Here is an 11,047-nt window from a genome sequence, read left to right on the forward strand (position 1 = left end):
GGACCGGTCGCGGCGCCTTCGGGCGGTCACTGGCCCGCGAGGCCGGTGTGCGCGACACCCGCCACGATCTGGCGCTGGAAGAAGACGAAGACGACGATCAGCGGCAGGCCCGCCATCAGACCGCCGGCCATGAGCTGGGCCCACTGGATGCCGTAGGAGTTCATGACGGTCGCGATGCCGTTCGGCATGGTCATGAGGTCGGGGTTGTTGGTCACCATGTACGGCCACAGGAAGTTGTTCCACGAGGCGATGAAGGTGAAGATGCCGACCGCCGCGAGGGAGGGGCGGGACAGCGGGAGGACGATGGTGAAGAAGACCCGCCAGCGGCCGGCGCCGTCGATGAAGGCCGCCTCCTCCAGCTCGCGCGGGATGCCCTGGAAGAACTTGTAGAGGATGTAGACCATCGCGGCGGGCGCGCACTGGGGCAGGATCATGCCCCAGTAGGTGTCGACCATGCCCATCTGCTGGACGGTGGTGAACAGCGGCACACCGAGGACGGCCGGGGACACCATGAGGCCCGCCATCACCACGCCCAGCAGGAAGCCCTTGCCGCGGAACTCCGTGCGGGCGAAGCCGTAGCCGGCGAGCGCGCTCACGAACAGCACGACGGTCGTCACGCACACCGAGACCACCAGCGAGTTCACGAACCAGTCGGTGATGTTGCCGTTCTCGAAGACGGCCTTCCAGGCCTGGCCCGTCCACGTGTTCGGCAGCCAGTGCGGCGGCACCTCGACGGCCTCGGTCTCGGACTTGAGGGAGGTGAACAGGGCCCAGGCCAGCGGCGCGAGGAACACCGCGGAGACGGCGGCGCCCAGCAGGGTGAGCACGATCTGGCTGGGCGTCCAGACCTTGCGGGGCTTGACGCGTAGCGGTGCGGCGGTGGTCATCGGCCGCCCTCCTCACGGTTGCGCAGCAGCCACATCCGCGCGAGGGCGACGGCCGCGATGAGCACGAAGAAGATGATGGAGACCGCGGAGGCGTAGCCCACGCGGTAGCTGGTGAAGCCCTGTTCGAGGGTGTACTGCACGAACGTCCGGGTCGACTCCTCCGGGCCGGGGGTGAAGTCCATCATCACGACGGCCTGGTCGAAGACCTGGAGCGAGGCGAGGATCTGTAGGGCGATGACCAGGCCGGTGATGTTGCGCAGCATCGGCAGCGTGATGTGGACCATGCGGTGCCAGGCGTTCGCGCCGTCCAGCTTCGCCGCCTCGTAGAGGTGCGCGGGGATGCCCTGGAGGGCGGCAAGGTAGAGCAGGAAGCTGAAGCCGACCGTCCACCACAGGGTGGTGATGACGACGGCGAGCATGGCGTACGCCTTGTCGGTCAGCCACGGCGTCTCCGTGCCGAGGACGTGGTTGACCATTCCGGTGCCCGGGTTGAACAGCCACTGCCAGAGGTTGGCGGCGACGGTGGACGGCAGCAGGAACGGCAGGAAGAAGCAGAGCCGCCACAGCCACCGGCCGCGCTCGATGTGGTGCGCCAGCATCGCCAGGAGGAAGGCGAGGACCGTGATGCAGGGCACGACCAGGAGCGTGAAGTACGCGCTGTGGCCGAGCGAGTCCCACATCAGCGGGTCCCTGAGGGCCTCTCGGTAGTTGTCGAGGCCGACGAAGTTCGCGCCGTCGCCGGAGATGTTGGCGTCCGTGAGGCTGAGGTACAGGCCGCGCAGCAGCGGCCAGATCACGAACAGCGCGAACAGCGCCAGGAACGGGGCGACGAACCAGCCGCCGTGCTGGAACCCCTGCTTGCGGCGGACGGTGGCGGCCCGGGCGGCGCTCTTTGCGCGCGCCGGACGGATGACGGTGTCCAGGCCGGTCGTCGTCATGCGGCCGCACCTCCCTGTGCGGCGGTCCTGCCGTCCATGGGGTTCTTCATGGCGAGCAGTTCGGTGAGCGTGCTCCTCATCCGGCGGGCGGCGGCCTCCGGCCGGGCGGAGCCCATCGTCGAGGAGACGACGATCGGGCCGACGCGCTGGGCGAGGATGCCGGTGGAGCCCGCGAACCACACCTTCGGCTCGGTGGCCTGGTGGTCCATCGCCGAGACGTACTCGTTCTGCGGGCTCAGCCCCTTGTACGCGGCCGTGGACAGGGTCGGCGTGTAGGCGGGGATGTGGCCGCCGGCCGCCCACTGCTGGGCGTGCTTGACGACGTAGGCGGCGAGCCGGTGGGCGGCCTCGTCGGTGGCGCCGCCGCGGCCGGACTGGTGCGGCAGGACGAAGGCGTGCGACTCGGCGTGGGTGGCCTGCCTGCCGAAGACGGGCGGCAGCGGGGTGGCGCCGTAGTCGAGCTTCGCGCCGGAGAAGACCGGCACCGACCAGTTGCCCTCCCAGGTGAAGGGCGCCCCGTTGATGAACTGCTCGCCGTCGGCGGCGCCCGCGACGGAGTACCCGTCGGTGACGTGCCGGCGCAGGAACTCCAGGACCTCGGTGGCCTTGTCGATGTCGAAGGTGACCTCGGTGTCGGCGTCGTCGAAGTAGGTGCCGCCGAGCTGGGTGTAGAAGGCGACGAAGAACCACCACGCGAAGTTCTGGTCGTTGGCGTGCACCCCGAGGGTCTGCAACCCCTTCCGGGTGGCGCCCTTGGCCTCCTTGAGCATGTCGAACCATTCGTCGGTCGACGTGACCGGGACCATCCGCCCGTCGGAGCCGAGCAGGCCCGCCTTCTTCAGCACGTCCTTGCGGTAGAAGCAGAGCTGGACGTGGATGTCGAGGGGGAGGGCGTAGAGCTTGCCGTCGATGACGGCCCGCTTCCAGAGCGCGGGGGTGAAGTCCGCTTCTCGCACGCCGTACTCGGCGAGCAGGCCGACGTCCCAGGGGTCGAGGAGGCGGCCGGGCGAGAAGCCGGTGACCCGGCCCATGTGCATGACGCCGAGGTCCGGTGCGCGGTTGCCCGCGGCGGCCATGGCCAGCTTGGTGTAGAAGGGGCTGCCCCACTGGAGGGTGGAGTCCTTCACGTCGATGCCGGGGTTGTCCTCACGGAAGGCGTCCAGCATCGCGATCATGTTGTATCCGTCGCCGCCGCTGAAGAGGTTCCAGTACCGCACCCGGGTGTCCGCGCCGGAGGCGAGCGCGTCGGCTCCGGTGCCGAGCGCCGCGAAGCCGAAGCTGCCCGCGACGGTCAGGCCGCCGGCGGCGGCCAGAAGTTGCCTGCGACTCAGGTCAGGTCGTCCCATGTCCTGCCCTACTGTTCGACATTTCGAATTGTGCCCGTAACTTCGAACGGGACCGTAAATTCGATGCGGCCTCGCGTCAATGGTTCTGACAGGACTGCCGCGACTTCCGGGCCACCTTTCGACACCGATTCTGATAGCGCTTTCTGCGGGGTGGCGCCTCGGGCCCGGCCACCCGCTCGACCTACTCGCCACGCCGGCTGCCCCGTGACGCGGACACGTCCGGCCGCGTAGCCTCGGGAGCGGCTGCCGCAGGGCGGCCGGGAAGGGGACGGATGGACATCGCGGGCGTGCGCGGAACGGCTGCCCGGATCGCCTCGGGGCTGCGGCGCGCGAGGCCCGGCCCCGCCATGCGTCACCTGGCCGACGAACTGACCACCGCGCTGCGGGCCCGGCCCCAAACGCCCCAGGGAGTGCGCGAGGTCGCCCACGCCCTGTGCGAGGAGATGGCCGCACTGCGCGGCGGACGCCCCGTCGAACTGCGCTTCGAGCGGTTCCCCGACGAGATCGAAGTGACCGGGCTGTGGGTCGAGTTCGAGGACTTCGACCTGGTCATCGTGGAGGAACGCGCCGAAGAGGTGCAGCAACTCGTCATCCTCGGCCACGAGCTGTGGCATCTGCACGCCGGACACGACCACCGCCACAGCCCCGGTACGGCGGCCGCCCGCGCGCTCGCCGTACGGCCCGCCTGGCCCCACGCCGCCCTCACGGTCGCCGCCCGCAACGGCTCGCGCGCACAGGACGAGGCGCGGGCCGACGACTTCGGCCACCGGCTGGCCGCCGGCCTGCGGCCGCTGCTGGACCGCGGCGACTCCACCGCCGTGCCCCTGGAACCCGTTCAGCGGTCCCTGGGCTACCGGGGACGCCGAGGTACCGGCCGACGATGAGCGCCCTGACCCCGGCGGCGGCCCCGCTCACCGAACCGCTGGCCCTGACACCGGCCGGCTTCGTCAACGAGTTCTACCCCTCCTTCTGGTGGATCCCCGCCGGCATCCTCGCGGCCGCCCTCGCCATCAAACTGCCCAGCATCATCCGGCTGTGGACCGACCCGCTGCTGCGCGCGGTCGGCGGGCTGCTGCTGCTCGCCCTGGCGGTGTTCGTGTTCGTCGCGCCGTCGACGATCGCCTGGGTCAACCGGGTCACCGGCGTGCCCAACATCTCCGGACCCTGGGTCTACTCCCTGCTCACCGCGTTCTGCGGGTCCTGCCTGCTGCTGATCATCACCTGGCGCAACGGCCTGTCCGACCGCTCCGCCCGCACCCGCTCCGCCATGCGCTGGGTCCTCGGCACCTACGCCGCCGTGATCGCCGCCCTGTGGGTGCTGTTCGCCCTCGCCGAGATGCCCGAGGAACGGCTGCGGGACCTCGACACGTACTACGCGAACACGCCGTACGCCCGCGAACTGATCGTGCTCTACCTGCTCGCGCACACCGCGGCCACGCTGATCACCAACGCGCTCATCTGGAACTGGGTGCGCGCCGACGGACTCGACTCGCTGCTGCGCTGGGGACTGAAGTTCCTCGGTGTGGGCTACGCCGCCCAGTTGCTGTTCGACGCGGCCAAACTGACCGCCGTGGGCGGCCGTTGGGCGGGGCGGAACCTGGACTGGCTGAGTACGGCCGTGGCACCGCCGCTGGCCTGCCTGTCCGCCGTCCTGATCGCGGTGGGCTTCATCCTGCCGCACGCCGGCCAGTACCTGCACGACCGCTGGCAGGTCCGGTTCGCCGTGCGCGAACTGCGGCCGCTGTACCTGCTGATGAAGGCCGGCAACGGCGGCGGCGTCCCCCGCGTCCTGCGCTCCGCGCCCGAACTGCGCCTGATCCGCCGGGAGACGTTCATCCGCGACGGGCTGCTGTCACTGGCCCGGTTCGTCGACGAGGACCTGCGCGGCCGCTCCCACGACGCCGCCCTCGCCCTCGGCTTCCCGGCGGACCGGGCGAAGGCGCTGGCCGCGGCGGTGACCGTGCTCGACGCGGCGGACGCCAGGAGCCGCGGCCTGGAGCGCGACACCGACGCCGACTGCGACACGACCGACCTGCTCCGGGACATCGGCGCGGTGTCGCGTGCCCTGCGCCGGCCGGACGCGGTGCGGGCGGTGCGGGAACGTGCCGACGCCATGGCGCAGGACCCACGGGCGACGCCGGAGCACGACGGTGCCGCCCCTGGGTCCTGACGGACGGCGACGTGGGGACGCCCCTGGCGGGCGGCGGCGTGGGGGCCCTGGCGGGCGGCGGCGTGGGGACGACGCTGGCGGACAGCGTGGGGGCCCTGGCAGGCGGCAGCGTGGGGACGACCCTGGCGGACAGCGTGGGGGCCCTGGCAGGCGGCAGCGTGGGGACGACCCTGGCGGACGGCAGCGTAGGGGCCCCGACGGACGGCGGCGTGGGCACGACCCTCACGGACGGCGGCGTGCGGGCCCCGACGGACGGCGGCGTGTGGATGGTGGGTCGGGCGGTGCTCGGGCTGGCGACGGGCGGGCTCCTCTGCGGACGGCGAACGGGCGGGTGCCCCGACAGGCGGCTCTCGGGCGGACGCCCGACAGGCGGCTCGCGGGCGGGCACTCCCACGGGGGGCCATCCGCGCGCGGTCTCCACCTGGTGCGCACCCGACCCGCACACGCGCCGACAAAGGCCGGATCTGGCGGGCGGGGCGTGGGTCGTCCCGGGCGGAAGGCGGCACGTGCGCGGATGCACCCGGAGCTTTTCGGCCAAGGGGGTCGGGGAGCCGTATCCCGTTCACCCGTTACAAGCGGTTCCTCCCCGCCGAGTTCCCGCCGATTTCCCCCGGCCGCCCGGGCGGAGGTAGCTGAAACGGCACAGGTCTTGGCATATTGCGTGGACCGAACACCCGCGCAGCCACGGGGAGAACCGTGCGTACGAACAGGGAGATGCGTCGTCTCGCCGACACCCTCATCGCTCCCATCCGGGTGCCGGTCCCGGCCGAGCCGGAGGCCCTGTTCGACGCCGTCGTCGAGGCGGCCGCGCGGTGGCGGGGCCGCGAGATCGTCGTCCACCGCGCGGTGTTCCCCCCGCACACCGCCAGCGGGCTCTGGCTGGAGGGCGAGAGCCACGACGACGTCGTCATCGACGAACGGGCCGCCGTCTGGCACCAGATCGTGATCTTCTGCCACGAGGTGTGGCACATGCACCGGCGCCGGGCCGACGCCGTCCCCGGCGCCGCTCCGGCCGCCGCCGCCCGTACCGACTTCTCCCTCTCCGACGAGCAGGAGGCCGACCGCTTCGGCATGCTGATGGGCCGTCGGCTGCGCACCTGGCTGGAGGCCTCCGCGGACTCCGTGTACGCGGACCGCGGCGACGACACCCAGGACATCGCCGGACGCATCGGCGCGGCCCTCAACTACCGCGGTACCCGCAGATGAACGGCGCGCCGCACTACGTCAGCGCCGCCGTCCTCTGGCTCGGCCTGCTGGTACGCGCCCCCGACCTGCTGCGCCACCGCCACGACCCCTACCTGAGGTCCATCTGCGCCGTGCTCGGCCTGGCCGGACTCTGCTTCCTGCTCGGCGCCCCGCCCACCGTCGGCGCCGTCAACCGGCTCGGCGGGACACCGAACCTGGCCGCACCGCTGACGTACGCCGCGATCACCGGGTACAGCGCCGCCTCCCAGGTGCTGATCGTGCACTGGCGGGGCGGACCGCGGGTGCGCCGGACGGCCCGGCGCTGGATCCTGGCGTACACCCTGGTCGTCCTCGGCATCGTCACGATGTTCGTCCTCGGCGACGCGCCCGTGGAGCGGCGCACCGACCTGGACACCTACTACGCGAACACCCCCTACCTCCGCGAGATGATCCTGCTCTACCTGCTCGGGCACCTCGCCGCCGTCGGCGTCACCACCGTGTCCGCCCTGCGCTGGGCCCGCGAGGTGCGCGGCTGGCTGCGGGCCGGCCTGGTGACACTGGGCCTGGGCTCGCTGTGCGGGGCCGTGTACAGCCTCTCCAGGCTCGCCGCCGTGGCCGCCCGCTGGACCGGCCACGACTGGTCGGCCCTGGTGACCGAGGCCTCCCCGGCGGCGGCCGGACTCGGCGCGGTCATGATGGTCGTCGGCGTCCTCGTCCCGCTCGCCGGACCCCGGCTGACGGACTGGCGGCGGACCCGGCGCACCTACGCCCGCCTCGAACCCCTGGAACGCGAACTGGACGGCGTCCTCACCCGCCACGCCCTGCGGCTGCCCCCGCCGTGCTGGGCCCGGCCCGCCACCCGGCTCGTCTGGCGCCGGACCAGCATCCACAACGCCCTGACCCACCTGGACGCCTACCTCGACCGCGGTCTGTACGACGTGACGCGGCGGGCCGCCCTGCGCCGCACCGGCGACGCGGAGCGGGCCGCCGCGACGGCCTGGGCGACCGTCATCGCGGCGGCCGTACGACGGGAGGCGCACGCCGGGCCGGACGGTGGCGGCGCGGGCACCCGCGGGGAGTCCGACTGGCTCCTGGAGCGGGCGCCGGACCCGGCCGCGCTCGTGCGCATCGCCGACGCGCTGGCCGGCGAACCCCTGGTCCGCGCCGCCGCGACGGAAGCGGCGGTGGCGGCCGAGCCGGTCCCCGCCGAACGGAGGCCGACCGCGTGAGTCTCGTCGTCTACCTCGCCGGCGCCGTCCTGCTGCTCTCCGCCGCCGTGCTGTTCCGCCGGCCCCGCTCGTCCGCGCCCAACCCGCTCACCGCCTCGACCTGTGCCGCGATCACCCTCGGCGCGCTCGTCTTCGTCTGCTCCGCGCCCGTCACCCTGGCCGCCGTCAACGACCTCACCGGCATCCCCAACTTCGGCGCCCCGCTGACGTACGGCATGCTCTCGGCGTACAGCTGCTCGCTGCTGATCCTGCTCGCCTACTGGCGGGGTGGGCCGCCCGAGCGGGTACGGCGGCAGGTGCTGGGCGGCATCGCCGGGTACGCGCCGCTGATCGTGACCGTGATCGTGCTGTTCGCGCTCGCCGACGCGCCCACCGAACGGCTCACCGACCTCGACACCTACTACGCGAACACGCCGTACATGCGCGAGATGATCGTGCTCTACCTGCTCGGGCACACCGCCGCCATGGTCGCGATGGCCGTGGTCTGCGTCCAGTGGCTGCGCGAGGTCACCGGGCTGCTGCGGACCGGACTGCGGCTGATCCTGGCCGGGGCGCTGCTGGACCTGCTCGGCTTCCAGCTCACCAAGTACACCGCCGTCGTCGCCCGTTGGGCCGGACACGACCTCGACTTCCTCTCCACCAGCGTCGCCCCGCCGATGGCCGCCCTCGGCGCGCTGCTCTGCTCCGCCGGTTACGTCCTGCCCCGGCTGCTGCCGGCGGCCGTCGCGCACGGACGCGGACTGCGGGACCACCGGCGGCTGCGGCCGCTGTGGAACCGCGTGGGATTCGTGTCGGTGGCGCCCAAACCCCCCGTGTCCTGGTGGCGGCTGCCCGAGGAGCGGCTGCACTGGCGGGAGGTCGCGATCCACGACGCGCTGCTCGCCCTGGCCCCCTACTTCGACGACCGGGTACGGTCGCGGGTGCTCGCCGCCGCCCTCGGTGAGGGCCGCGGCGCGCACGAGGCGCGGGTCGCCGCGGAGGCCGCCATGGTCGCCGAGGCCGCCCGGCGGGCCGCCGCGCGGGAGGCGCCGTGCGAGACACCGAGCACCCACCGGCTGCACGCCACCGAGGTGTCCGGCGCCGCCGGACTGGTCGAGCTGGCGCAGGCACTGGCCGTAACTCCCGCCGCGGACGCGGTCGGTGAAGGTACGGTGAAAGCCTTCCACGGCTGAAAGCCTTCGTTGGCCGAATGCCTGGTGCGGCGGCGGGCCCTCGTGACCGAACGGCCCCGGCGGGTGGGGCCCTTCGCGGTGCACGCGCCGCGGGACCGGTCCCGTGGTGACCGCCTGCCCGCCGTCCCCCTGTCCGCCGTCACGTTGTCCGCCATGCCCAACATGCCCGCAACCCCTGCCACGCCTGCCACGCCTGCCTGCCATGTCCGCCTTCATGGCCGAGTACGAGGAGCCCCATGTCCAGTAGAGCTGTCGTCATCGGTGCCGGCCTGGCCGGCATGCTGGCCGCGGCGGCCCTGTCCACCGTCGTGGACCAAGTGATCGTGCTGGAACGGGACGACCTGCCCGACGGGCCGGAACACCGCAAGGGCCTGCCGCAGGGGCGGCACGCCCACCTCCTCATGGCCGGCGGGCTCGCCGCCATGGAGGACCTCGTGCCGGGCGTCGGCATGCGCAAGCACCTGCTCGCCGCCGGGGCCCGCGAGATATCCCTCAGCTCCGGCATGATCGCCCTCACGCCCGAGGGCTGGTTCCGGCGCTGGCGCCACGAGGGACCGCGGATGATGACCTCCAGCCGGGCCCTGCTCGACTGGGCGGTCCGCGACGCCGTTCTGGCCAACACCAGGGCCGAGGTCCGCAAGGGGCAGGTGCGGGAACTGACCGGCGACGCCCGCCGCGTCACCGGCGTACGGGTCTCCGCTCCCGGCGGGGACGAGGTGATCGACGCCGATTTCGTGGTCGACGCGAGCGGGCGCGGGTCGCGGGTCGTCCACTGGCTGTCCGAGCTGGGCATCTCCGACGTCCGCGAGAAGACGGTCGACGCGGGACTGGTCAACGCCACGCGGATCTACCGCACTCCCGAAGGGGCCGGACGGTTCCCGCTGACCATCATCCAGGCCAACCCGTACCAGGGGCTGCCCGGACGCAGCGGCATGGTGCTGCCCATCGAGGGCGACCGCTGGATGGTCAGCCTCGCCGGCACACGGGGCGGGGGCGAACCGCCGTCCGATCCGGACGGGTTCCTCCGGTACACCCTCGATCTGCCGCACCCGCTCGTGGGGCGGCTGATCGCGGGCGCCGAGCCGCTCACCGACATCCACGTCAGCCGCAGCACCAGCAACCACCGGCGGTACCTGGAGAAGGTCCGGGAGTGGCCCGAGCGGTTCGTCGCCCTCGGCGACGCGCTGGCCACCTTCAACCCGGCGTACGGGCAGGGCATGTCCGTGGCCGCGCTCGGCGCGCAGGTGCTCGGCCGGGAGCTGCGGCGGGGCGGCGCGATCGACTCGGCGGGGCTCGCCCGGCGGGTGCAGCGCGGGGCCGCCTCGTCGGTCGAGGCGGCCTGGACGATGGCCGTCAGCCAGGACGTCTGGTTCCCCGGCACGCGGGGCGGCGCCCCGACCGTCGCGGACCGGCTGGTCACCCGGTTCACCCGGCGGGTGATGCGGACGGCCACGGGGTCCTACGGCGCGGCGTCGGCGGTGTGGGACGTCACCGGCCTCACGGCCGGACCGGAACGCCTCCTGCGCCCGTCGGCGCTCCTCGCCACCCTGAACGGACCGTCCCTGCCGCCCACGGCGGGTCCGCCGCTGACCGAGACGGAGCGGAAGGTGCTGCGACAGCTGGAGGAGGCAGGCGCCGAGGCGGGGTGAGGCGACGGGGGGCGGCCGCGGGCGGGTGCGGCCGCGGGCGGGGGCGGTTCGGGGTGGGTCGGCTGCGGCCAGGAGTGGCCGGGGGTGCGGCCAGGAGTGGCCGGGGGTGCGGCCAGGAGTGGCCGGGGAGGGCTGAACGAGGCGGGTCGACCGCGGTCGAAGCCGGTACCCGTCAGTCACGGGGCGGCGTCCCGGTGCCGCCCGGCGGTGTACGCCCGGCACCAGCCCCCTCAGCCGCCGAACACCGACAGGGTCACGCCCTGCGCCCACGCCGGACACGACCGGAGGCCGGCCCGGCGACAGGTGAGGCAGTGCCGCCCGGCGGTGGGTCGCGCGGCACCGGTCAACGAGTGAGGGGCCGACGCCCGGCGATATACGCCCGGCACCAGCCCCCTCAGCCGCCGAACACCGACAGGGTCACGCCCTGCGCCCACGCCGGACACGACCGGAGGTCGGCCCGGCGACAGGTGA

General features: G+C 73.1%; 9 protein-coding genes. 6 read left to right on the forward strand and 3 right to left on the reverse strand.

Annotation, left to right across the window (positions count from 1 at the left end):
• Positions 1-26 precede the first annotated feature (26 nt).
• From ACFYO5_RS03370 to ACFYO5_RS03380, 3 genes are read right to left on the reverse strand one after another with little or no spacing between them, the layout of a single operon-like run.
• The gene (locus ACFYO5_RS03370; RefSeq protein WP_356559603.1) at positions 27-887 is read right to left on the reverse strand and encodes a carbohydrate ABC transporter permease; all 861 of its coding nucleotides are present in this window, start codon (positions 885-887) and stop codon (positions 27-29) included.
• On the reverse strand, positions 884-1,825 hold the full coding sequence (locus ACFYO5_RS03375; RefSeq protein ID WP_388703640.1) for a carbohydrate ABC transporter permease: 942 nt from the start codon (positions 1,823-1,825) through the stop codon (positions 884-886). Before ACFYO5_RS03375 ends, ACFYO5_RS03370 begins: the two co-directional genes overlap by 4 nt.
• On the reverse strand, positions 1,822-3,171 hold the full coding sequence (locus ACFYO5_RS03380) for an extracellular solute-binding protein (protein ID WP_388703643.1): 1,350 nt from the start codon (positions 3,169-3,171) through the stop codon (positions 1,822-1,824). Before ACFYO5_RS03380 ends, ACFYO5_RS03375 begins: the two co-directional genes overlap by 4 nt.
• A 272-nt stretch (positions 3,172-3,443) precedes the next feature.
• Between ACFYO5_RS03380 and ACFYO5_RS03385 the strand changes: the two genes are divergently transcribed.
• The 6 genes from ACFYO5_RS03385 to ACFYO5_RS03410 all read left to right on the forward strand — a co-directional run bounded on the left by ACFYO5_RS03385 (position 3,444) and on the right by ACFYO5_RS03410 (position 10,576).
• Positions 3,444-4,055, forward strand: coding sequence for a toxin-antitoxin system, toxin component family protein (locus ACFYO5_RS03385; protein WP_388703646.1), 612 nt, complete (start codon positions 3,444-3,446; stop codon positions 4,053-4,055).
• On the forward strand, positions 4,052-5,341 hold the full coding sequence (locus ACFYO5_RS03390; protein ID WP_388703649.1) for an MAB_1171c family putative transporter: 1,290 nt from the start codon (positions 4,052-4,054) through the stop codon (positions 5,339-5,341). The genes ACFYO5_RS03385 and ACFYO5_RS03390 overlap by 4 nt, the downstream gene beginning before the upstream one ends.
• A gap of 696 nt (positions 5,342-6,037) precedes the next feature.
• Complete coding sequence (locus ACFYO5_RS03395; RefSeq protein WP_356559609.1) at positions 6,038-6,547, forward strand: toxin; 510 nt, start codon at positions 6,038-6,040, stop codon at positions 6,545-6,547.
• Positions 6,544-7,755, forward strand: a complete 1,212-nt coding sequence (locus ACFYO5_RS03400; RefSeq protein WP_388703652.1) for an MAB_1171c family putative transporter — start codon at positions 6,544-6,546, stop codon at positions 7,753-7,755. Before ACFYO5_RS03395 ends, ACFYO5_RS03400 begins: the two co-directional genes overlap by 4 nt.
• Positions 7,752-8,927: an MAB_1171c family putative transporter gene (locus ACFYO5_RS03405; protein ID WP_388703655.1), complete on the forward strand. Its 1,176-nt coding sequence runs from the start codon at positions 7,752-7,754 to the stop codon at positions 8,925-8,927. Before ACFYO5_RS03400 ends, ACFYO5_RS03405 begins: the two co-directional genes overlap by 4 nt.
• Positions 8,928-9,163: 236 nt before the next feature.
• Positions 9,164-10,576, forward strand: coding sequence for an NAD(P)/FAD-dependent oxidoreductase (locus tag ACFYO5_RS03410; RefSeq protein WP_388703658.1), 1,413 nt, complete (start codon positions 9,164-9,166; stop codon positions 10,574-10,576).
• Positions 10,577-11,047 lie beyond the last annotated feature (471 nt).

The organism is Streptomyces sp. NPDC006259 (assembly GCF_042870975.1).
In the GTDB taxonomy this organism is placed as follows: Bacteria; Actinomycetota; Actinomycetes; order Streptomycetales; family Streptomycetaceae; genus Streptomyces.